The sequence below is a fragment of the Marinobacter caseinilyticus genome, assembly GCF_011074955.1.
Lineage (GTDB): Bacteria > Pseudomonadota > Gammaproteobacteria > Pseudomonadales > Oleiphilaceae > Marinobacter > Marinobacter caseinilyticus.
Genome location: NZ_WUQJ01000006.1, coordinates 46,688 through 68,988, shown reverse-complemented (window position 1 = coordinate 68,988; position 22,301 = coordinate 46,688). Strand labels below are relative to the sequence as shown.

General features: G+C 53.3%; 17 protein-coding genes. 8 read left to right on the top strand and 9 right to left on the bottom strand.

Annotated elements, in window-relative coordinates; all coding sequences use genetic code 11:
- Nucleotides 1-60: 60 nt before the first annotated feature.
- The 3 genes from GRX64_RS02585 to GRX64_RS02575 are packed head-to-tail and all read right to left on the bottom strand — an operon-like array spanning nucleotide 61 to nucleotide 5,151.
- The gene (locus GRX64_RS02585) at nucleotides 61-2,019 is read right to left on the bottom strand and encodes a hybrid sensor histidine kinase/response regulator (RefSeq protein ID WP_166263635.1); all 1,959 of its coding nucleotides are present in this window, start codon (nucleotides 2,017-2,019) and stop codon (nucleotides 61-63) included.
- On the bottom strand, nucleotides 2,016-3,005 hold the full coding sequence (locus GRX64_RS02580; protein ID WP_166263634.1) for an ABC transporter substrate-binding protein: 990 nt from the start codon (nucleotides 3,003-3,005) through the stop codon (nucleotides 2,016-2,018). The genes GRX64_RS02585 and GRX64_RS02580 overlap by 4 nt, the downstream gene beginning before the upstream one ends.
- 49 nt (nucleotides 3,006-3,054) lie before the next feature.
- Entirely contained in the window at nucleotides 3,055-5,151 is a 2,097-nt protein-coding gene (locus GRX64_RS02575) for a TonB-dependent receptor plug domain-containing protein (RefSeq protein WP_235937492.1), read from the bottom strand.
- A 150-nt stretch (nucleotides 5,152-5,301) separates the two neighbouring features.
- Here GRX64_RS02575 and GRX64_RS02570 point away from each other — a divergent pair, with 150 nt between their 5' ends.
- From GRX64_RS02570 to GRX64_RS02555, 4 genes are all read left to right on the top strand, one after another.
- Nucleotides 5,302-5,991, top strand: coding sequence for a J domain-containing protein (locus tag GRX64_RS02570; RefSeq protein WP_166263632.1), 690 nt, complete (start codon nucleotides 5,302-5,304; stop codon nucleotides 5,989-5,991).
- A gap of 222 nt (nucleotides 5,992-6,213) precedes the next feature.
- Nucleotides 6,214-6,465 carry an HP1242/YdcH family protein gene (locus GRX64_RS02565; RefSeq protein WP_166263631.1) on the top strand — a complete coding sequence of 84 codons (252 nt, stop codon included), beginning with the start codon at nucleotides 6,214-6,216 and terminating at the stop codon, nucleotides 6,463-6,465.
- Nucleotides 6,466-6,632: 167 nt separating this feature from the next.
- Complete coding sequence (locus tag GRX64_RS02560; protein WP_166263630.1) at nucleotides 6,633-7,370, top strand: substrate-binding periplasmic protein; 738 nt, start codon at nucleotides 6,633-6,635, stop codon at nucleotides 7,368-7,370.
- A gap of 143 nt (nucleotides 7,371-7,513) precedes the next feature.
- Nucleotides 7,514-7,753 (top strand): TIGR02647 family protein, encoded by a 240-nt coding sequence (locus GRX64_RS02555; protein WP_166263807.1) that lies wholly within the window; start codon nucleotides 7,514-7,516, stop codon nucleotides 7,751-7,753.
- 148 nt (nucleotides 7,754-7,901) lie between these two features.
- Here the strand turns inward: GRX64_RS02555 and GRX64_RS02550 are convergent, their stop codons facing one another.
- Nucleotides 7,902-8,870, bottom strand: a complete 969-nt coding sequence (locus GRX64_RS02550) for a beta-ketoacyl-ACP synthase III (protein ID WP_166263629.1) — start codon at nucleotides 8,868-8,870, stop codon at nucleotides 7,902-7,904.
- Between the two features lie 628 nt (nucleotides 8,871-9,498).
- Here GRX64_RS02550 and GRX64_RS02545 point away from each other — a divergent pair.
- Nucleotides 9,499-9,651: a hypothetical protein gene (locus tag GRX64_RS02545; protein WP_166263628.1), complete on the top strand. Its 153-nt coding sequence runs from the start codon at nucleotides 9,499-9,501 to the stop codon at nucleotides 9,649-9,651.
- 359 nt (nucleotides 9,652-10,010) lie between these two features.
- Nucleotides 10,011-10,706, top strand: a complete 696-nt coding sequence (locus tag GRX64_RS02540) for an SDR family NAD(P)-dependent oxidoreductase (RefSeq protein WP_166263627.1) — start codon at nucleotides 10,011-10,013, stop codon at nucleotides 10,704-10,706.
- 114 nt (nucleotides 10,707-10,820) lie between these two features.
- On the opposite strand, the gene ftsH is transcribed toward GRX64_RS02540, so the two are convergent.
- The 4 genes from ftsH to GRX64_RS02520 all read right to left on the bottom strand — a co-directional run bounded on the left by ftsH (nucleotide 10,821) and on the right by GRX64_RS02520 (nucleotide 17,657).
- Nucleotides 10,821-12,722 carry an ATP-dependent zinc metalloprotease FtsH gene (ftsH, locus tag GRX64_RS02535; RefSeq protein ID WP_166263626.1) on the bottom strand — a complete coding sequence of 634 codons (1,902 nt, stop codon included), beginning with the start codon at nucleotides 12,720-12,722 and terminating at the stop codon, nucleotides 10,821-10,823.
- A 280-nt stretch (nucleotides 12,723-13,002) separates the two neighbouring features.
- A complete protein-coding gene (gene mgtA / locus GRX64_RS02530) occupies nucleotides 13,003-15,543 on the bottom strand; it encodes a magnesium-translocating P-type ATPase (RefSeq protein WP_166263625.1) in 2,541 nt (846 codons plus the stop codon).
- 65 nt (nucleotides 15,544-15,608) lie between these two features.
- Nucleotides 15,609-16,583 (bottom strand): 1-phosphofructokinase family hexose kinase, encoded by a 975-nt coding sequence (locus GRX64_RS02525; RefSeq protein ID WP_282433922.1) that lies wholly within the window; start codon nucleotides 16,581-16,583, stop codon nucleotides 15,609-15,611.
- Between the two features lie 57 nt (nucleotides 16,584-16,640).
- Nucleotides 16,641-17,657: a ferredoxin reductase domain-containing protein gene (locus GRX64_RS02520; protein ID WP_166263623.1), complete on the bottom strand. Its 1,017-nt coding sequence runs from the start codon at nucleotides 17,655-17,657 to the stop codon at nucleotides 16,641-16,643.
- A gap of 560 nt (nucleotides 17,658-18,217) precedes the next feature.
- Here GRX64_RS02520 and GRX64_RS02515 point away from each other — a divergent pair.
- Nucleotides 18,218-18,841 carry an arginase family protein gene (locus tag GRX64_RS02515; RefSeq protein ID WP_166263622.1) on the top strand — a complete coding sequence of 208 codons (624 nt, stop codon included), beginning with the start codon at nucleotides 18,218-18,220 and terminating at the stop codon, nucleotides 18,839-18,841.
- Between the two features lie 16 nt (nucleotides 18,842-18,857).
- Here GRX64_RS02515 and GRX64_RS02510 read toward each other — a convergent pair whose 3' ends face one another.
- Entirely contained in the window at nucleotides 18,858-20,165 is a 1,308-nt protein-coding gene (locus tag GRX64_RS02510) for a carboxylate--amine ligase (RefSeq protein ID WP_166263621.1), read from the bottom strand.
- Nucleotides 20,166-20,824: 659 nt separating this feature from the next.
- On the opposite strand from GRX64_RS02510, the gene GRX64_RS02505 reads away from it, so the two are divergent.
- The gene (locus GRX64_RS02505) at nucleotides 20,825-22,285 is read left to right on the top strand and encodes a malate:quinone oxidoreductase (protein WP_166263620.1); all 1,461 of its coding nucleotides are present in this window, start codon (nucleotides 20,825-20,827) and stop codon (nucleotides 22,283-22,285) included.
- Nucleotides 22,286-22,301 lie beyond the last annotated feature (16 nt).

Below are 22,301 nucleotides of genomic sequence, written 5' to 3'. Positions count from 1 at the left end.
GGGCCCGGTTAATCCGCGGCTCAGGGTGTTTACTTTCCCCGTCTTACCCACCTGTTTCCTTCACAGTTTGATCCAGCGACTCAATACGATGCGTAAGCTTTCTTTGCGAACGGGTTTGGCCAAATAGTCGTTCATACCAGCGTCGTGACAAGCCGTTTCGGTGCCTGGTAAAGCATCGGCCGTCAGGGCAATGATTGGTGATCGCGGTGACCCTGTTGCCGACTCCCATTCTCGAATGGCACGGGTTGCTTCATAACCATCCATCTGGGGCATATGGCAGTCCATCAAGATGATGTCGTAGCTGCCATGGCTTGCCCGTACGCGATCCACCGCTTGCTGGCCATTGCTTACTGCGTCTGCATCAAACCCCAGTCGGTTTAACAAAGCGGTCGCGACCCTTTGATTGACGGGATTATCCTCCACCACAAGCGCTCTGTTCGGGGACAGTCGGACCGGACCGGAAGACGCGGACGTTTCAGGCAGCGCTTGAGTACTCTCAGACAAACTTCCCGTCAACTCGAACGGCAGTTCAAATTTGAACGACGACCCGACACCCAAATCGGTTTCAACCCGGATGTGGCCTCCCATCAGCTCAATCAGTCTCTGTACCAGCGCGAGGCCAATGCCGGTGCCGCCGTGTTGCCGTGAGTGGGAGTTGTCGAGTTGCTCGAAGCTATTGAAAATCTCCTTCATCCGATCGCTCGGAATTCCGGCCCCCGAATCTTTTACTTCGCAGTTTAGGACAATGCAGCCCTCTTCCAGAGGTTGCCACTGGGTCGCAATCGTCACTTCGCCGTCTTCGGTGAACTTAATGGCATTGTCCAGCAAGCATGCAATCACCTGGCGGAAGCGAGGCGCGTCACCCTTTACCAGGGGAGCCGCCTCTGGCCACGGGCCATCAAAGCTGACGCTTAGCCTTAATTTCTGCTGTTCGGCGACATGCCGGAACGTGGCAGCGCAGTTTTCAATCAATTCACGGGCATCGAATTCGTCATTCTCAAGAACCAATTTGCCCCGGTCGACCCTGGAGAAATCGAGAATGTCGCTGATTACGGTCAGCAGGTCTTCTGTTGAACGTCTGGCAGTCGTCAGGTAGTCGAGTTGCCGTTCTGTCAGTGGCTCGTCGGCCACCAGTTCCACCATGCCGATCACCCCATTTAACGGTGTCCGGAGTTCGTGACTCATCACCGCGAGGAATTCAGATTTTGCGAGGTTGGCCGATTCTGCACGTTCACGAGCACTTTCGGATACTGACAGAGTCTGGCTCTGTAATTCCTGCAGGTGCGCCAAGTGTGCAGCGAGGGCGTTAAGGTTACGTTCAACTTCAACGATTTCAGCGGATGCGCCTCTCTGACTGACGGTCGTTTTGGTGTACTTGCGATTGATAAGATCCTTTACATGGTCCGACAACCCTCGAATCGGGCCAACGATCGTGGTCAGCATCTGTTTGATCACCAGCAAGGTAAAAATCAGCAGTGCTATGCCGACACCGAGAGACGTCCAGATGATATCACTTCGTTTTTCAGCCAAGCGTCCTTCCGATACGCCGACACTGACGGTGCCAACCCTCAATGCACCGGAACCAAGATTGTAATCGGGCTCGAACCATTCAATACGACTATTGCTCTGCATATCCAGGGGTTGTTGAAGAATATCCGACTCAAACACCTGAATGCTGTCCTGCTGGTCAGTGTCGAAGTGGCTGGCACGGCTAACATATCCGACTTCGCTGCCCAGAACGTCGGTAATCCGGATCCATTCAACACTGCTCCGGTTGATCGACCGTTCAATAATTTGATTCAACGCCCGTGAATTGCCCGACACAACCGCGTATTCGACGGCTGGCGCGAGGTTATCGGCTAACAGCTGGCTGCTGTTGAACATGTCGCGACGGGCATCTTCAAGTCGTGCTGAGGTAAAAAAGGTCATCAGCACCAGAAACATGACAATGGCCGGCAGCGCACCGAGCCACAGCAACTGACGTCCCAAGGTCCGGCGATTGGACTTTGTCGGGCTCATGGGGTAACTCCTGTCGGCAGCGCGTTGAGCTGTTCTTTCAATAGACGCTCTAAAGTGGCGACATCGCGAACGGGGATATTCAGGGATCGTGCAACCTGGGTGTTCACATCAACAGCAAAATCCGACGGATGATCTGCAGGCAACAATTGTCCGGACGCGCTATAGGCGTTCAGGTGTCTGGCAACACCGTCAACCACCGTCGTGATTGGGGTATAGGTTGATGCAAGTGCACCGGCGCCGACGAACGCCCGGTTTGGCCCGATCACAATTCGATTTCTGCGATAAGCCGTCAGCAGGATGTGCTTGATGGTACGCGGATTGAAAATGACTTCATCCGGCAGCGCGAGCAGGAAGTCACCATAGCTGAGTGCTCGCGACAAGGTGGCTATCAGAGTGTCATTGCCATCCACAGTAAACACTCGGCCATCAAGGTTGAGTTTCCTCAGGTTGGCGATCAGTGGCTCGAAATCTTTCTCTTCACCCGGGCGAACCAGCAACGCGATTCGGGTCGCTTGCGGCAAAATCAAAGTGCCCAGGAGGGCTTGTTGCAGCAGCGGCGGGTCGTTATAGATCGCCGAGATTCTGGCCCCCGACCGGTCGCGGTAGCCAGAGAACTGTTTCTCACTGACCATCAGGGCCAAGGTCGGGGGTTTAGGGGATTGCTGGTGGACTCGGCTCAGAGCTCTGGCCCCGAGTGAGATTACGAGGGTCTCGGGCTGGGCGATACTCGCGCTGTCGGAATAGGGTGTAATATCGACTTCGGGGCCGAGCTTGGCCTTGAGAAGCTCAACAAAATGCAGATTGAAAGCGGTATTGCCGGATCCTGCCACGAACACTTGGTCCGGGTGCTTGGGGTTAGGGAACACACCATTCTGACTGAACGACTCACCGGGGAAAAACAGCAATAAAACCAACGCCAGGCCCATTAAGCCTGTTAGCTTGCCAGCACGGCGAAGTCTGTCTGTTTGGCGATGTGTGTTTGTCATACCAGCCCTGGTCTTTAGCCTGTCCCCGGGGAAGCAGGCTAAGCTCCGTTTAAAATCTCATACTCGCTTCAACAAAATATTGGTTAAGGTCTTTAATATTGTTGTCGACGCTTTGGGGCGGAAAATCGTCGAAATAGTGCTGCATGATGAACGCCAACTCGTAACTGAACCTTGGCTGATGGAAGGCTTTTGCCACCCGTAAATCCGCTCGTTGGAATTGGTTTCTTTTAAAGGAATCCACGAAATAAAACGCAGCAGCCGTTGTAATATCGAAGTCGTAGCGTTGTATCCACGCCAGGCTTCCAGAATGCTGAGCCGTGAGTCGACTTTCAAGATCAATGAATTTTTCCTTTTCTTCCGCGGACAATGGCGGGTTCTGGGGTTGGCCACGGTACTCCCCATTCTGATCCATGTAAGCATAGCTTGCGCGGAACTGGCTTTCACGGAATTCCAACGACGTCTCGACCTCAAAACCTTGCTGATCCAAAGCGACATTGTTTTCCAGGTTCCAGTCCTCTGGGCTCAAGAATCCGCTGATGACATCCCTGATGTGGTCATGGAAGTACTTAACCTCAAAGGACAACAGGCTATGGTTGAACTTATGTTGGCCGAAGTAGCTGATTTCACGGGATATAATGCGTTCTTCGCGAAATGGCTCAAGATTTTCGAAAGCATACAGATCGGGAAGAAAACGTTCGCCTTCAAACTCTCCGTTGGGTCCGGGGGGTTCCACATTGCTCATGCGATAACCCCAGTCAGCATTCTGTTCAAATGTACTCGGAATTCTGACGGCTTTTGAGAACACAAAGCGCAGGGTGTGGTGTTCTGCTAACTGGATATTGGCCGCGACTCTGGGCGAAAAAAAACCTCCGTCAAGGTTGGTGGTGGTCTCGTAGTTACCGCCAAAATTAAAGGTCAGACGCTCAAGCGGCGTGTATTCAAGGTTTGCAAAGACACGTGCCTGATAGTTGTGTTCAATGCCGTTGAAATACGTATCGGATTCAACCCGGTCCTGGCGGTAGTCCAAACCGGAAACCAACCGGACGTCCGGTGTAAAAGCAAACGTATCCTGAAGTTCAAATTCAAGCCGTGATTCGTCAATGTCCTGGTTGGTTGTGAAGCACCGACCAAAGCCATCCGGGCACCAACGCCAGCGCTGGCGCCGGCCATAATCCTGATAACTTGCCTGTAGGTGAAAAAAATGATGACTGGAGAGCGTGACGTTCCAGCGTGTTTGGAGATAATAATCGTTAACGAGTATGTTGGGCTGGGTTTCAAAATTGTCGGCTTTGAGTCGGTCTTCCTCGTCAACCCCTTCGGTGACACCAAGCCGGATATCCAGACTTTGACCATTCCCTAACGGTTTATTGGCATCGTAGGTCAGCAGGTTAAAGGAATACCCATCATTGAAGGGTTCCTGCATGGAAGACTCTATTTGGAAATCAAAGCCGTCGTCTTCTCTGCGCTGGTAGGCGAGCCGCCATTGGTAACTTTCATCAACGCCACCGACTGAACCATAGAATGTTTTGTGGCCACCCCTGCCATAACTGGCGTGCAAATTGACCCCCTGGGTATCTTCTGGGGATTTGGTAATAATGTTGATCGTAGCGAGGAAGGCATTGATGCCATAAGCAGCGGCATTAGGGCCCCGACTGATTTCAATGCGCTCAATACTTTCAATGGCAACGGGCATGGACTGCCACTCAACGCCCGCCAAATTGGGCTGGTAGGCAGTCCGACCATCAATCTGGACCTGCAGCCGTCGCTGATCGTAGGCGACTGTCCCGTGGTAGCTGGTCACGGGTTTATTACTACCCACCTCTGCCACGGTCATCCCGGGCACCAGGCGGAAGACTTCCACCAGATTGAGAATGCCCAGTTGGCGAATAAAGTCACCTTGCAACACCGTGGTGGTGCCGGGTACTTTGGACTTTGGTTGCCGTAGACGGGTTGTTGTCAGAACCTCTGGAACCGGAGACTCCAATAGAAACGAATAATCCTCTTCAGTCCCTGACGAATCAAAAGCGCCCCATTGCGGCTCTGGCAGGTCACTCTGGCCATAGGCCGGAAGCGCCAGCGTGAAGGCCACGCCAATCAAGACATTGAACACAGACTTATAGACGTTTCGCGAAGCAGGTAAAATCATCGTAAGAGACATTCTTTTTTTGGTAAGGTCGCACAGGTTCGAGACAGCGTAAGCATCGGGTTAACTTATATTAATAATGCGCAATTTGTCAGCCAATTTTCGATATTTATCGAGATTGCAGTGAATCAACCTATGAGGGAGCGAGTGACGATGAGTTGTTGGGATGTACTAGGGATTGAGCCTACCCGGCACCGGTCTGAAATAGACGAGGCCTTTGAAGTTCAGCGAAAGTTTGTATCAGGGGACGAGCAAAAGGTGTTGGAGGATGCCTATCGCCAGGCGCTGAAAGAGTGCGGCGTGAGTAACCCGACACCAGCCCACCGTCACGATGAGTCTGTGGCAACGGCTGAGAGCCAGTTCGCCCCCGAGTCAGAGGAGGATCGCCCACGCCTGAGTGCAAAAGAACAGCAGATCGCGAGGGAAACGGTTATTCAGGTCAGGGCAATGCTGAATGACTCCGCGCGCGCTCAGGATCCTTCGGTATGGCGGGCTATTTTGGCGGAACCCCCAGCCGATGAAGAGGCCATGCGCCAACAGATTGGCCGTGAACTGGAGCAGGACGTGCGGCCGCTGGCCGAAAATGGCGCATTCCCATCGGATGTCGTGCGTTATCTGGGTGACTGGTTTGGTTGGGACAGTTTACCGATGCAAACGCCCGAAGTTCCCCACGACACAGCCAGAATCGAGTCAGCACAACGTCCGGATAGCCATGACTCAGAACGTGAGCAAGAACAGGCCAGCTCACCAAAAATGACGAATTTTTGGCCAGCCGTCATCGGATGGATTATTGCCTTGGTCGTTTTAACGAGTTTTTTTAGTGGCATGGGTGGGGGTAGTTAGGGCATTAATGCCGCCGGATCGTATGTCGGTGCGCGCCACACTCGCGGACTGGGAGATCAGGCGTAAAACCCACCATCAGGCCTTTTTTACGATCAGATGTATACTTTAGAAGAGGCTCGAATCCTTTAACAGTTGGTGAAAGCTAATGTTTTTGCTGCATCGGCCCATAACCAACCACTGCCATGTTGAATGTTTACTGGCCAATTCAAGGGAGACTTCGCAATGTCCATCAGTGATCATGCTTTGGTTATTGATTTCCCGCAACATCGTGAAAACATCAGTAATTTGAATAAGACGGACGACCACTTTCGAAAGCTCAGTAAACGCTACGATGAGCTGGACAAGAAAATTCGGGGTCTGGAAGTCCGGGAAGTTCCAACAAGTGACGATCACTTCAACGATATGAAAATCGAACGTGCTCATTTAAAAGACACGCTCTACCGCGAGCTGACTCGCCACGAAAAGAGGTTGTGAATGCGGCCGGCAACCTCAGGTCGTCACGGAACAGTGGTTGCCGCGTCCAGAGCTAAAAACCATAACAAAACAGGCCCAGAATCCAACTTGCTCGTATGTCATCAATAGAGACACTGGCTATTTTTCGCGGGTAGGACCACTTGTCCTGATGTATTGGTGAAACGTATATGAACAGACTTGCTGTCGTATTTTTGTGTTGCTGGGTGCCAGTACTGTGTTTTGGCCAGGCCGTTACCGTCGTGACGGAAAATTTCCCGCCGTACAATTTTCAGGAAAACGGTGAACCCAAAGGCCTTTCAACCGAAGTGGTATTAGCGGTCCTGCGGGAACTGGATATGGATATCGACATAAAGTTCTATCCTTGGGCCAGGTCGTACCGTTTGGCCTCCAGTCAGAAAAATCACCTGATTTACTCTATTGCCAGAATTCCCGAGCGGGAAGACGAGTTTGAGTGGATCGGAGCGATTGCGCCTTATCAGACGTCGCTTTACCGGTTAAAAAAACGCGATGATATTGTGGTTAACTCGCTGGACGACGCGAAAAACTATGCCATCGGATGCTCCAAGGCCGACGTCATCACCCGTTATTTGAAAGATCAGGGTTTTAGTACCTTGGATGTGGTCTCAAGGGACACCCAGAACCTGAAACGACTGGCCAGAGCCCGGGTGGATCTGATCGCGTACGACGAGGCGTCGTTCAACTACCAGGTCAGGCAACAGGGACTGGACCGGTCTCAATTTGAGCGGGTATGGCGAATTGATGATCTGTCTGACCAACTGTACATCGCGTTCAGCAAGGACAGTGACCCAGAGATGGTACAGAAATTCCGACAGGCGCTGGAAACCATAAAAACGGCAGGAACTGTTGACCGGATTCACGAGAAATATTTTTCGGACAACCGGTAAAAGGGCATGCGACACACATGTGTTTGAACGGATGTCGACGGCGTGATGATCTGTCACCTTTGTAGGATGGCGAATATTCGTATAAAACTACAGAGTAACCAATGCCCAACACAGCAGTTCCAACAATAAGACAAGGAATCACTATGCCATTTTCGCCGGATCATATCGAAGAGCTCAATCTATTGGCTTTGTTCAATCTGTCTTCTGGCCAGGAGGGCATTAAGGTGCATCAGCATTCGGCTGCCCCTGAAACGGTCGCCGCCGCCGAGCGGCTCTACAAGAAAGGCTTAATCACGCAAAAAGACGGGGGTTATCTGACAAGCCTTGGAAGTGAGACTGCGGAGCATACGCAAAAACTGTTGGCCATCCTTTCCAGTGCCTGAGTAGGCGTCTGCGAACCTGTACCGAGTGAGTGCCCGGCTTGGTGAGGTCGGGCACAATGGCAGGGGGCAGAGACTGGTCAGAGTGTAGCGAGAGTGCAGTGAAAGCAACGAAGATGCACTGCCTTTGAGGCCGATTCAACCGACCGGTTCAGTATCTGATCAGGGCAGATCCCCAGGTAAACCCGCCCCCAAACGCTTCCAGTAGCAATATTTCGTTTTTCTTGATCCTGCCATCGCGCACCGCAACGTCCAGTGCTAACGGAATCGATGCCGCCGAGGTGTTACCGTGCTTATTAACGGTGACAACGACCTGGTCCATGGACATATTCAATTTTTTGGCGGTCGCGGTGATGATGCGCAGGTTGGCCTGATGGGGGACCAGCCAGTCGATGTCGGACTTTTTCATATGGTTGGCGGCAAGGGTTTCGTCGACGATTTTGCCCAACGTATTTACCGCCACTTTAAAGACTTCGTTGCCTTTCATTTCCACAAACGCCTTGCCGGCTTTGACATGCTCATAGCCATCGGCGATACCGTAAGGGACCCGTAACAGGTTTTCGTACTGGCCATCAGCATGGATATGGGTCGACAGAATGCCGGTTTCCTCGTTGGCTTCCAAAACCACCGCTCCCGCGCCATCCCCGAATAACACGCAGGTGCCCCGGTCTTCCCAATTAATGATTTTGGAAAACACTTCCGAACCCACCACCAATGCCTTCTTGCTGCTGCCGGTTTTGATGAACTTGTCAGCCACCGAGAGGGCATACACAAAACCACTGCAGACCGCCTGAATATCAAAAGCGGGGCAGCCGTGGATGCCGAGCCGGGCCTGCAATATGCACGCGGAACTGGGGAAAATTTTATCGGGCGTTGACGTTGCAAGGATGATCAGATCAATGTCGTGCGGATTGATTCCTGCCGCTTCGATGGCTTGACGCGAAGCTTCCTCAGCAAGACTGACCGTGGTTTCGCCTTCGACCGCAATGTGGCGTTGTTCGATGCCGGTGCGCTCGCGAATCCATTGATCGCTGGTCTCGACTATCTTCTCCATGTCGCTGTTTGTCATGACATTTTCGGGCAGGCAAGATCCCGTGCCGACAATTCGTGCGTAGGTCAAGATAAACTCCCTCAGAGTAGCAATGGATTCATTGAGGTACAGGACTGACAGGGCGCATATGCAATCGGCAAGCTGATGACTCGTCGATAGGGGCGGCGTCTATGATTCGTTGCATGCGTGCACCGGATACTGCGCAATGTCAGGTCTCGCCCCGAAGCCCCTTTTGGTCCTCGCACAGTGCAGGATGTAAGGCTCAGCCTTCTGGGGCCAATCTCTATACCAACACCCATCTTATACCCATTAGAAGGCTGGAGTTATTAGCAGTTTGTCTGAACTCAGCGAGTCTAATGCAGATGATCCGAGTCGGGTAGCGGTCATGATAATAGTGAACTCGCGGGGCTCAAAATGTCGCTCGTGGCACCTGTTTTTCCCCCGCAGGCAAGGTAATGCCATCCGGTTGGCGACGCTGCGTCCAGTCATCGTGACAAACCTGTTCGAGCACCTCAAATGTGGCCTGACTTTCATGCCCTGTAAACCCAAAAATCCCCTCCGAAACGTGCACATAGGGGTTTCCAAGTATTTTTAAGGCACCAATTTACAATTATTCTACGCGCCAATTCGAGACCGGTTTCGAAGAGAAATCGCCACTTGGTTATCACTGGCTATCACTGGTTATTTAGGAGTTGAGATGAAAAGAGCCGTATCGCTGTACAAAGGCTGGAGAATGAAGCGTAACTTCACCCATTTGGTGTTGAGCCTGGACAGTCGTCTGCTGAACGATGCTGGATTTTCGCCTGAAATCGTCCACCAAAAACTTAACACCCCTTTCTGGAAATTCTGAACCTGGATAACACACCCAGTGTCACCGTCACTGTTATGGAATGATGACTCGGGTGCAGCGAATTGGCAATCGGATCGATAAACAGTCTTGCCCTGAACGGCATGTATCGACATGCCTTGCACGATAGATTTACAAACAACCCCCTGTTTTGCGGTTTCCAGCACTGGATGGGTCTGACTTAGGCTCTCCCTCCAAAGCCAGCGAGACATGCTTTCTCTGACGTTGAATATGGCACCTGAACGTTTGCTTAGAGCAACAGGTGCGCTGCTGCCCCGTGCTAATGTGTCAAGCTGGGCGTAGTCTTGAAGATAACCTTCCCAGACCCGCACGCGAATACGCCAACGCAAGGAGACAGCGCCATGAACAACCGCAAACCGACCGCCGTCATAATTGGTATCGGCCCTGGCAACGGGGCCGCTATCAGCCGTCAATTTGCTGAGCAGGGGTACAACGTCGCGATGATTTCCCGCTCAACGACATTAAGCAGTCAACTGGCTGCGTCGTTCGACCATGCCAAAGCCTATGCCGCCGATGCCAACCATCCTGACAGTATCGTTGCTGCACTTGATGCGGTAGTGCTGGAATATGGCTCGGTTGACACGCTGGTCTATAACGCTGGTGCCGGCAGTTGGGCAAAAGCTACCGATACGCGCCTGGATGACTTTGAAAGCAGTTGGCGAGTCAACGCCTTGAGTGCGCTGGCAGCGGCCCAGGCAGTCGCGCCGGCGATGGTGAGCGAGGGTCACGGTAATATTGTATTTATCGGCGCCACGGCCTCTCTGCGAGGAGGCCTGAACACAACCGGGTTTGCTGCCGGTAAAGCGGCTCAACGCAGCATGGCACAGTCACTGTCAAAGGAACTTTCCCCAAAGGGTGTCCACGTAGCACTGGTCATCATCGATGGTCAGGTGGACGCTGAGGCCGTGGCAGGTCAACAACTCGACGATAAGCTCAACCCGCATGATATTGCCCACGCTATTTTCCAGATCACCCGACAGCCGACGTCCGCCCAGTCATTCCAGGTGGAATTACGACCGAAAAACGAATCCTGGTAGGGGTTATCGATAACCGTTCGCACTCAGTAAACAATGGAAAACGGCACTGCCCAGAAACGCTGACGGGTATAAATCGACTTCCGTTGTGAAAAAGGTTGTCGTTGGGCAGAGTAATCACGCCGTTTTTCTTTTCTTTTCACTTTCAATAACTTCACCAACTTCCTCTAAAGAAAGAGTTTCTTTCTCAAGGACCGCTTTGGTCAGGAGCTCCAGCTGACGCCGATGCTCGGTGAGGAATTCCAGTGTGGCTTTTTCCAACGCCACTAGCTGAGCCTGGATTTCAGTATCGATCAGCTCGGCCATTTTTTCGCTGAACTCCCTGGGCAGCCCCATTTCCCGCCCCAGGAAAACGTGTTCTTCGCCAATGCTCAAACCCAGTGGTCCGATTTTTTCACTCATACCCCATTGACCAATCATTCGCCGGATCAACGTGGTGGCCTCCTTCAAATCGTTTTGGGCGCCGGTGCTGACCTCGCCGTAAATGATTTTCTCGGCGGAGCGTCCGCCAAGCATCACCTTGATACGGTCTTTCAGGTAACTTTCGGTGAGATGGTAGTGGTCTTCCCGCGGGGTTTGTTCGGTCACTCCCATGGCCACACCATGCGGAATAATGGTCACCTTGGTGAGAGGGTCGGCTTTGGGCATGTAATAGGCCATGATCGCGTGCCCGCACTCGTGATAAGCCACTACTTCCCGTTCAGCGGGGGATAGTCGGGAGTCCCGCTCCTGTCCCAGAACGATGCGATCGTGAGCAACGTCGAAGCAATGAGCGTTGACGGAGTTGAGATTCTCCCGTGCGGCGGTGAGGGCCGCTTCGTTTACCAGGTTCTTCAGATCGGCACCGGACAAACCGATCGTGCGGCCCGCCAGCTGTGCGAGGTTGACATCGCCTGCCAGCGGCACTTTGCGGACATGTACGTTCAGAATGGCCTCGCGCGCGTCCCGGTGGGGACGGTCCAAAGTAATCGTGCGGTCAAAACGACCCGGACGGAGCAGAGCGCTGTCGAGCACATCGGGCCGGTTGGTGGCCGACAGCACCAGAACATTCTCATGGGCCTCAAAGCCATCCATCTCGGTCAGGATCTGATTCAGGGTCTGCTCCCGCTCATCGTGGCCGCCCCCCAGACCCGCTCCCCGGGATCGACCTACCGCATCCAGTTCGTCAATAAAAATCAGTGCCGGTGCTTCCTTGCGGGCCTCCAGAAAAAGGTCCCGAACCCGCGCAGCGCCGACACCGACAAACATCTCAATAAACTCCGACGCACTGATGCTGAAAAACGGGACTTCGGCTTCACCGGCAATGGCGCGGGCCAGCAAGGTTTTGCCGGTGCCGGGTGGACCCACCAATAGCACCCCTTTGGGCATCACGGCGCCCAGTGCCCGGTATTTATCCGGAGACTTGAGAAAATCGATGATTTCGGCAATATCGCGTTTGGCCGATTCGATGCCCGCGACATCTTCCAGTGTGGTAGTCGAGGTCTCTTTTCGCGCGCGCCTGGCTTTTGAGCGGCCAAAATCGAACAGGCCACCCGGGGCGATGCGTTTCTGTGCGGCGCCCCAGAACCAGAACATCAGAGCCAGTAGCAGTAGCCAGGGCAGAAAGCCTCTTATCAGCTCCTGCCACCAGGTCAGGCCCGTAGGCAATGCCCGGATAGTCACGCCGTGGTCTTCCAGCAGTGGCAGCAGAGAATCGTCGGCTATGGGTGGACGAACGGTGTGGAAGCCTTCGCTGTCCCTTTCCCCGGTGTCAGTGCGGAACGATGCCTTGCCTCGGTCGGTAAAACGACCCGTTATGTTGTCTTCTTTGAGAGTGATTTCAGCGATCTGCTCATTGACCACGGCGGATTTGAAATCCGAATACGCCAGCTCCTGCAAGTGAGGCTGTCGGTTTTCCTGCAACCAAAGCACCATCAGAAAGATGGCGGCACTGAGCCACAAAAACGAATATTGTTTTGGCACAGAGGCTTGAGGATTATCGGCTGGTGGCTGGCCCTGGTTGTTGCCGGGTGAAGTCATTTGAGTCTCCTGTCACGCGCCATTCCTGAGCAATGGGGCTCGTTCCGGTCATTTCATTTTTGACCAGTTTAAGTGGCTGCGGTTCGCTCTGCCCGCCACTTTCTCTGCCACTTGCCAGGACACTGTCTAAGAATTTCGCCTTGGTACTCGCCCTGGCAGTGGAACCGATTATTGATTGTGTCCGCTCTTTGAGTCTGCCGGACCGTCTGTTGCGCTTTTGCTCTACTCAACCGGCGCCGATCGGTTCGATTCCGGATTACGTTGATGCCAACAGCTCAATTCAAGCAAAGTAGCGTCGCTTGACGAGTTCAGTCGTGGCAATGTACCCGACGGTTATCCCCAACAACGACACCACCATGCCGAGTGGCAGTGATACAAACCCCAGCAGCCAGTTAAGTGCCGGCAGGTAAGGGACCATGAGTGCCACAATAAAAACGAGCAGGGTGGCGACAACAAGCAAGCGTGATGGACGGCTACGCCACATGGCATGGTGGGTTCGCAGTACCAGTACCACCGCCAGTTCCGTGATCAGTGAAGCTACAAACCAGGCGGTGTGAAAAGTCGCTTCTCCTGCTGTGAATACATGCAACAGGATAAAGAAGGTAATCAGGTCAAACACGGTACTGATTAGCCCGAAGGTCAGCATGTAGCGACGCAACGCCCGGACATCCCAGCGCTTCGGGTAGGCACGATCGTCAATGTCCACCTGATCCGTCGCAATGGCCAGGGACGGCAGATCGGAGAGAAAGTTGTTGAGCAGGATTTGCTTCGGTAACAATGGCAGAAACGGCAGTAGTGGCGTCATCAGGGACATGCTAACCATATTGCCGAAATTGGCACTGGTGGTGATGCCAATATACTTGAGCGTGTTCATAAAGGTACGCCGGCCTTCCATCACTCCGTCGCATAACACGTCCAGTGTCGGCTCCAGCAAAATAACACTGGCGCTCTCACGGGCCACGTCCACCGCGTCATCCACTGAGATGCCAACGTCCGCGCTGTGCAGTGCCGGAACGTCATTGATACCGTCGCCCAGATAGCCGACGGCGTGTCCGGCATGCTGTAATGCCCTGACAATGAGCTCCTTTTGTTGCGGATCGACTTCAACAAACAGATCCACATCCTCCACACACTCCCACAGCGTCTTGTCGCTCATACTCGCAAGCTCTGCGCCGGTGATCATGGCCTGTGGCGACAGTTTAAGGGATTCAGCAAGATGCGCGGTGACGAATCGGTTGTCTCCAGTGATGACCTTGATCCGGATTCCAAGGCGCGCCAGCGCCGCAATCGTATCGGCTACCCCGGCTTTGGGTGGATCGAAAAACAGAAGAAAGCCCTGCAGGGTCATTGTTTTCTCATCCTCCCAGGTGTACCCATTCCGGGCCGCGACGGAACGAGTAGCCACCGCCAGCACACGGCAGCCGTCTTTGCCTTGTGCCTCAAACCACGATGTCAAACGGGCGCGGTGTTCACTGTTGAGCGGAGTGTTAACGCCCCCGTCCGAGTGGCAGGTGCAAGCCTCGAGCACATTCGTAAAAGCGCCTTTGGTAATAATCAGATGACGCGACAGATCCGTGCTATCCGCAACGACGATGGTCAGCCGTCTACGAGAGAAATCATAAGGTATTTCGTCGACCTTCCGGGGCAGGACAAGCTTCGGCAAATCGTCCTGGCATGCCCTGATGACGGCAGCATCCAGAGGATTTTCAATGCCGGTCTCCAACAAGGAGTTAAACAACGCCAGGCGGCGAACGTCTGGCGAAAGCGTCCCTGCGCAATCGACGGCAGCGCTCAGAGTGATAACGCCTTCCGTGAGCGTGCCCGTTTTGTCGGTGCAGAGAACATCAATGCTGCCCAGATTCTCAATCGATTCCAGGTGACGCACAATCACGCCGCGGCGAGCCATTGCTCTCGCCCCGCTGGAAAGGGTCACACTGACAATGACGGGCAGAAGCTCAGGCGACATGCCGGCCGCTATGGCTATGGCGTACAGCATTGATTCGATCATCGGACGCTCCAGCAGATAATTCACTGCCATAACGAACACGACCAGTACAACCAGAACACGGAGCAGCAGGAAGCCAAATTGTCGCACGCCCCGGGAGAAGTCCGTTTCCGGCGGTTGCTCACCAAGGCGTTCGCTGATTTCCCCAAAGGCGGTATCGCGCCCGATTGTGACGACAAGCATCCGGGCAGTGCCGCTACGTGCCGAGCTGCCCAGATAGACGCAATTGGTACGCTGGCCCAGTGGAGTTGACGGTGTCACGACACCTGGCCGTTTTTCGACAGGAAACGATTCCCCGGTGAGGGCCGATTCGGTGACCAGGAAATCCCGGGCCTCCAGGATGATGCCGTCGGCGGGCACCAGATTGCCCGCTGACAGCAGCACCACATCCCCCGGAACGATGCGGTCTGCATCGATGGAAGCGGCCTTGCCATCCCGCAGCACCTGTAACGTCAAGGCCAGCCTGCGCCGCAGCGCTGCAAGCGATACCGAGGCCTGATATTCCTGATAAAATCCGAGCAGTGCGCTGCCCAGTACAAGAGCCAAAATGATGGTCGCATCGACCCAGTCTCGGACCACCATCGAAATCAGCGCACCAAACACCAGAATGAGCACCAGTGGGCTGCGAAATTGACGAATCAGAATCTTAACAGGCGAGGGCCCAGCCTTGCGTTGCAGTTGGCGCCGTTCAGCCGCACCACGTCGCCGTTCTACGGCCTCTGTCGAGAGTCCGTACTGGCTGGTCTCCAGTTGAGCAAGCAATTGCTCAGGCTGCTGACTCCAGTAGGCGTGTTGTCGTTTATTCTCTCCGACCATCACAGTGCATTATCCATGCTGCGAATCGATGGAAGCTGACTGAGGACAACGGCTGCGAACCAAACTCAGACAGCGAGGTCCTCAATCTGGCCGATTAACCGTTGCACCTGCGACATGTCCGCCAACTGGCTGCCTGGCGCGCTGATGGATGCGGCAGCGGCGGCAATGCCGTATCGGAATGCATCTTCGATCGTATTGCCGATGCATAGCTGATAGACCGCGGCGGATACAAATGCATCGCCGGCCCCGACGTGGCACACAATGTTGACGACAGGCGGTTTGGCCACCAGGCGCTGCCCGGTACTAGTGGCCAGAAAGGCACTTTTTGCCCCAATGGTAACGATCAGATTTTCCGCATATCCGGCGGCAACCATATCGCCCATGGCCGCAAGCTGAGGCCCTATCGCATCCGGACCGTCATAGCCCAGATCCAGAAATTCCTTTTTGTTGAGTTTCGCGAGATACACGCCCACCTCGAGCGCTGGACGCAAGGCTTTTGACGAAGTATCCAGCACCACTTTGATTTGCCGCTGCTTCGCTGACAGCGCCATGCGCTGAAAAAAGTCAGCCGGTACTCCGGGGGGCAAACTGCCACTGAGCACCAGATACTCGGGCATTGGGTCCAGCTGTTCGATGGCTTCCAGGCAGTCTTGCCATTCTGATTCCAATAATTCTGGCCCCGGGAACACCAGGTGGAAGAACTTCCCAGTCGCGGTTTCCGTCAAGGCCAGGTTCTTCCGGGTATCGCTTTCAATCGGTATCACCTGGCAGGGCATGCTGGTGGCAGTGAGGGCCTCATAAAGAACCTTGCCAGTGAGCCCTCCGGCGGGAAACACCGCCAACACATCCAGGCCCAATCGATGCAGGTTTTTGGCAACATTGACCCCACCGCCGCCGGGTTCGGTGTGGAGGCTCTGGATCCGGCTCTTGGCATCACCGTGCAAACGCTCGGTCTCGCCGAACAGATCCAGTGACGGGCTCATGGTGAGTGTGACGATCCTGCTTATAATTTCTCTCCCTGAAGACCATCCCGGACGCACACGTTGTACGGACTACATCATGCTTGTGCCGTATCGGGGACGGACACACTGCTCCGCTCAATGGCGGGAAAAGGTTTCCGTAAACTCGTAGCGCTGGGCGTTGTGTGTGACAAGATCCTGAATCAGTGCCAGCACAAGTGCCGTACCAAGCTCCACGGCCGTGTTGTGCTGGCCTATCTGTTCTTTCAGAGCATCCGCTGTGCCGTGGCAGATCAAGGGCGGGCGGTGCACCGGCTGGTGGGCCAGGAAAAGGCTGTTACGAACATCGTACAACTCAGCAAAACAATCAGCGGATTCGGGAATCTCGCCCAGCACCAATCGTGCCCGGTTCCGGGTAAGTGCGAGGTAGCTGGGGTCTCGGTGGTCCAGCAGCACTTCCAGTTGATACACCACCATCAGCACCGTTCGGGCACTGTATTCATGGCGCTGTTCTGCCACTTTAAGCAGGGTAAACAGCACCTTGTTGATATCGCTGATTGCAGTCGAGCGGTGACTGACCTCGCACTGATCGAGCCACTCCCAAATAATGGCAAAGGAATGAAAGTGAAGGCTGGGCGAGCCATTGGCCTTCGCGGTTGTCATGGCGCCGTAAAGCAATCGCGAATCGAAACTCTGGGCCTCATAGTGGCGTGCGCCTTCACCGACATACTTGGCATCCAGAATCTGGATAGAACCAGGCAAGGCAATGTTCGCGGCCATCACCAATTGCTGAATGAAGACCGTCGCCACCTGATACGTTTCGAGTTCATCCTGGCTGTGACGCTCGTTTCCAATGGTAATGGTCAGTTCCCCCGACACGGACACACTGGAGTCATCGATGTGTGAGGCCAAATGATTAGAAAAACTACCGGAGACTGTCTGGGCCTCCGTCATCATGTTCACCATGGATTCGGTATTTAACGATATGGTGTAGTGCTTGGCTTTACCGTTGATGCCGCTCTGAGCAACAAAAGGGCGATGGCGAAAATAGTCATCCAGCGATTCCCATAAAGAAATGATGCGGGCGGTATCTTTTTCGTTACCGAAGGGCAGGGCATTGCCGATGTTCAAAGTGATGGTTGCCGGGGATTTCATAGAACGCTCCAAAGAATCGGTCACGTTATCAATCACACTGCAGGTCCTGCGATGGGCCACAACTTGCTGTACTGCGGACTGGGGCTTTCTTTCTCTCAATATCCCACAAGCCACGAGTTTTTCTACAAAATCCGCTAACAAACTGTACAGAAAATGATCTGGGTCATGCCGGTGGTCGAGAGACTTGGAGCGACGTTCAGGCGGCCAGACGGGGTATCCCGTTTCCACTCTCAACGAGTCCTGCCCGAGCCTGAGCCCCTGCTCATGAATTGCGTCAGAATTCCGGTCGGTAGCTTGCTGGCAGTCAAATATGACGCTGAAGCGTTAGAGCGCGCGCCCAGGAATCGCACGATTGCAGGGCAAAGAATTGCCATTGAGGATTGCTCGGGCTTCAGGATGTTGAGGCTGACGACGCTCGCTGTCTCCGGGGTGAATCGTGCCCGCGCCTTCGCCACGCATTTCCATTCTTAGGTGACGGAAGGACTTTTCGAGCCTGATAAAACTGAAATGAAAGATTTACAGCGTTTGGCAGAAGAAGAACTCGCTCAGCCTGAAACCTCATGATCCCGACCTGTTTTTGCGAAAGCTACGTCGTGTCAACCCGCAGCAGAAGGTTGGAAAAACTGGGCGTTGTGGTCCAGATACTGACTGCACGGGGGCTGGCGAGGCTGACGGGTCCAGGTATTCTGGATATTGACCTTCTATATGCGCTCCACGATCCGAAATACGTCTGCGTTTTTCTTGATGGTGAAAAGCCGTTGGCCATGAGTCAGAACCTGCCATGGTCGGCATCGCTTCGCGCCACCGTGCTTACCATGCAGGCAGGTCAACTGAAAGCCACCACCATTGCGATGCAAACCGGGGTTGTCGCCAGTCTCGCCAATGGCTTCCACCATGCCAAATACGCAAAAGACGGTGGCTTTTGCACGTTCAATGGGCTTGCACGGATCGCGCAGGCGTCGCAGATAGCCTTTAAGATGGGCCACTCGATTTCTCATCTTGAAATTCAGAAGGAAGCGGATCGTGTGGTGGGTGATGAGGAAGCACGGCACAAAAGCTCAGAAAACCTGCCACTTGGTATTCCGTTGCAGTGGCCAAGGGCATTGAGCGCTGGTGCAAAAGACCGTCCACGATTCAGGCGCTACGTTGGCCAGAATCATGGACGTTACATCGGATTTAACTGACTTCTTCGACCAGGCTCTAGACGTAGAAATCCAGTTCTTCCTGAGCTTTCAGAAGGTCCCGCATTTTAATGGGATCGTCACCAAAGAAGAAAATTAATCCCCAATGTGTGCCGAACGCCGAGCGGTCAGGAACCGTCTCTTCTGCCGGCGCGACCAATTCGTGGGATTCAAAATAGGGATGCTCAATGGTTTCCTTGGGCATTTCCAGTTTGCTGACGACTCGACGCCTTGGATAGACACCGAAGCATCCTGCGTAGCCCTTCGCGTCGACTACTTCGCGGGGGAAGAAACTATCCACTTCCTCTTTCGTGCTTTTGGGATCAAATACCAACATTGATGCCTGGTAAGCACTGAATCCATAAGCTCGCTCGATGAGCTCGAAAGCCTTGAATCCTGGCGGACGGTAAGCCACTTCGCCAAAGTACATTTCGCCATCCGCAGTCACGAAGTACTCTGGATGGATCAAGCCGAACTGAATATCGAACGTCTTGATCAGCAGTTCGATCTGTTTGGTAATCGCGTTACGCCAGCTTTCAAGTTGCTCGGTCGCGGGTACGAATACCGAATAGCCCAGCGTGACGTATTCAGAAATGTTGAGGAATTTGATTTTGCCGTCGTGTATCCAGGCCTCAACCGCAAACTCCCAACCGTCCAGGTGACTTTCCATCAGTAGGGGATATTCTTCGGCCGGAATGGTGTCGATTTCCTCAATCTTGCGGATCATCCGGTGGCCCAGGCAGCCGGCCTTATCGAAGGCCTTGACGTGAATCGGGTCATCCGGGTCGCCATCAAGCTTGAGCAGCGTCTGGTTGACGCGCTTCATGAAGCGGACGATGTCTTCTTTCTCGTGCGCTTCCTCGAAGATCCCGACGCGAATGCCACCAAGTTGAGCACGGCGCTTCATCAGAGCTTTGTCACGAAACAGAATAGACTGCCCGAACATGCGAGGGTTATTAAGGAGGACAGAGTTAATGGCACCGGACCACTCGACGGTTTCTTCGAATAGCGGTATCGCGACATCGACGCCCTCCGCCTTCAGCCTTTCGGCAATCTCCAGGGATCGATCATTCAGGCGGATAAAATCCCATGGGATGAAAGGTATCTTGTTGGCTGTACAAAAATCCGCAGCCCAATCCGGAGCAACAACGATATAGCGGCGGTCAAACTTTTGCGCAGCCTTGATTGCATTGACGCTCCAGCCAAGCAGGGCAATGTAACCCTTGTTCGGATCTTTGGGAGTCTCGGTGCCTTTAACGGAGTCCATGGTCGGATCGATCCAGCCAGACACATCGCTGGAGGACTGTACTTCGGGTGTTATCGACATTGAGCGTTCTCCTTGCTGGTTAACTCAGAAAACTGCGCCGACACAGAGGCGCATGAGTTGAACTATGCATATCGGCAGTGTCGTTTATTGAGTATTCAGTGATCAGAGCGAGACCTGAAAATTGAATTCTTAAGCGTCTCACCGAGCGAATAAAACAGATAAGTATGTCTAAACCATCTACATCAATATAGCTGGCCTCGTTACAAATAGAAATGAAAGCCCGGGAATCCTTTGCTGCCTCAGCGTCACAAATAACGTCTTGTGTTGCAAAACAACTGCAGACTCCTTGACGAAAATCGCTCAGGGTTACCCGTGTTGGCTTTCCAGAGAGGTTAAAGGTTATGCACTTGAAATTGATTGGGTAGCACCCGGAAGGCCAAACGTCTTGGAGCGTAAAAACAATAAGTTACATTCCTGATGTTATACAAATAGCCAAGACCATAGGGCTGTTTGTACGCATCACGGTGCCTGTCCAACGACCCAACTACATTGGCCCCTGGGCCCTTTGGCCCGCCTGGATTGGAAAGGGCTAAATGGGGCTGTGTCTGGAAGGTAAGGTCTGCAATGGGTTTTCAGGGGATGCCGAAAGCATGGTACTTTCGAGCCAACAAGATTCTGTTGACTAACCTCAAAAAATTGACATTGGCGAGTAGACGTTTATGAACGTGATCATCATTGGCGCAGGGATTATGGGAACCACTTTTGCCACGTTAGCAAAAGAAATGGCACCGGATTTGGATATTACCATTTTGGAGAGACTGGACCGTGCGGGGGAGGGGAATTCGTGGGCATTTAACAACGCCGGCACCGGGCATGAAGCCAACTGTGAGCTCAACTACACGCCTGTGGATGAAGAGGTCATTTCAGTTGAAAAAGCATTGAAAATCCACGCCCAGTTTAATATTGCCAAACAGTTTTGGGCGTACTTGGTCAAAAAGGGCGCTATCAAAGACCCTAAAACGTTTATTAATCAAACCAAGCACTGCACCATTGTTTCCGAATCTGCCATTGAAGAACTGACATTGCGATTCAAGGAAATGTCGGCTCATCACTTTTTTGAACACATGCGTTACTCAGAAGACTTTGATGAAATCAAAAGCTGGATTCCTTACACCATGGAGGGGCGGCCGCGCCATGAAAAAATGGCGGCTACCGTCATTGAAACTGGCACGGATATCAACTTTGGCTCGTTAACGGAGCAGATGGCGGCGCATGCAGTACAAGAGCTTGGTGTAAAAATCGAGTACGGCACTCACGTCAAGCGCGTGCACAAAAGCCCCACCGGACGCTGGATCGTCGAAGCTGAAAACAAAGGGGCCAAAGTTCAGCACAGAGCGGACGTGCTCTTTGTGGGCGCGGGTGGGGGTGCATTCCCACTATTGAAAAGAAGTCATTTGCCGTTTCGGAGTCGATTTACCGGTTTTCCTGTGGGCGGGCGTTTTTTGCAGACTCCGATCAGTGAAGAAGAGGCCAGACATTACACAGCTAAAACCTATGGTAAGGCGAAAGTCGGCGCGCCCCCAATGTCAGTTCCGCATCTCGACTTGCGGGTGGTAGAGGGTAAGCACTACTTGTTATTTGGTCCTTTTGCGTCCTTTAAGCCGGTTCTCGAGAGAGGTCGTGGGTTTTTTGATTACCTCAGATCAATTCGTCTGCATGATATTCCCGGTTTGCTGAATGTCACCCTGGAGCATTTTCCCCTGGTGAAATATCTGGTTTCGGAAACCTTTAAGGGCGAAAAGAGCATGTTCGAGGAACTTGATAGCTTTGCTCCTGGCTTGAGCAAGAAGTTTGACTGGAAACCGGTTGAAGCCGGCCAGCGAGTGCAGATTATCAAAGACGGTGATTTACAGATGGGCACCGAAATCCTGGTGTCCAAAGACAAGACATACGGGACGTTACTGGGAGCATCGCCCGGGGCGTCGGTTTCGCCCGAGGTCATGTTGCGCTGTCTTGAGCAGTTGTTGCCGTCTATCGTTTCAAAAGAGAACGCCAGGAAAAAGAAGAGTGAGATATTTCCGGAGGATGATCTGGATACATTAATCAATCATCCTGATCGTTACCGTGAAATTCGTGATGCAGTCAACGAACAGTTGGGGATAACTCAGTCCAAGGTTTAACGAGATCGACCTATAC

Excerpts from the sequence above, each read along its gene's own strand:
- GRX64_RS02505 (WP_166263620.1), top strand. The coding sequence starts at position 20,825 with ATGAACGTGATCATCATTGGCGCAGGGATTATGGGAACCACTTTTGCC.
- GRX64_RS02520 (WP_166263623.1), bottom strand. The coding sequence starts at position 17,657 with ATGAAATCCCCGGCAACCATCACTTTGAACATCGGCAATGCCCTGCCC.
- ftsH (WP_166263626.1), bottom strand. The coding sequence starts at position 12,722 with ATGACTTCACCCGGCAACAACCAGGGCCAGCCACCAGCCGATAATCCT.
- GRX64_RS02575 (WP_235937492.1), bottom strand. The coding sequence starts at position 5,151 with ATGATTTTACCTGCTTCGCGAAACGTCTATAAGTCTGTGTTCAATGTC.
- mgtA (WP_166263625.1), bottom strand. The coding sequence starts at position 15,543 with ATGGTCGGAGAGAATAAACGACAACACGCCTACTGGAGTCAGCAGCCT.
- GRX64_RS02545 (WP_166263628.1), top strand. The coding sequence starts at position 9,499 with ATGAAAAGAGCCGTATCGCTGTACAAAGGCTGGAGAATGAAGCGTAAC.
- GRX64_RS02510 (WP_166263621.1), bottom strand. The coding sequence starts at position 20,165 with ATGTCGATAACACCCGAAGTACAGTCCTCCAGCGATGTGTCTGGCTGG.
- GRX64_RS02555 (WP_166263807.1), top strand. The coding sequence starts at position 7,514 with ATGCCATTTTCGCCGGATCATATCGAAGAGCTCAATCTATTGGCTTTG.
- GRX64_RS02580 (WP_166263634.1), bottom strand. The coding sequence starts at position 3,005 with ATGACAAACACACATCGCCAAACAGACAGACTTCGCCGTGCTGGCAAG.
- GRX64_RS02585 (WP_166263635.1), bottom strand. The coding sequence starts at position 2,019 with ATGAGCCCGACAAAGTCCAATCGCCGGACCTTGGGACGTCAGTTGCTG.
- GRX64_RS02560 (WP_166263630.1), top strand. The coding sequence starts at position 6,633 with ATGAACAGACTTGCTGTCGTATTTTTGTGTTGCTGGGTGCCAGTACTG.
- GRX64_RS02570 (WP_166263632.1), top strand. The coding sequence starts at position 5,302 with ATGAGTTGTTGGGATGTACTAGGGATTGAGCCTACCCGGCACCGGTCT.
- GRX64_RS02515 (WP_166263622.1), top strand. The coding sequence starts at position 18,218 with ATGATCCCGACCTGTTTTTGCGAAAGCTACGTCGTGTCAACCCGCAGC.
- GRX64_RS02565 (WP_166263631.1), top strand. The coding sequence starts at position 6,214 with ATGTCCATCAGTGATCATGCTTTGGTTATTGATTTCCCGCAACATCGT.
- GRX64_RS02540 (WP_166263627.1), top strand. The coding sequence starts at position 10,011 with ATGAACAACCGCAAACCGACCGCCGTCATAATTGGTATCGGCCCTGGC.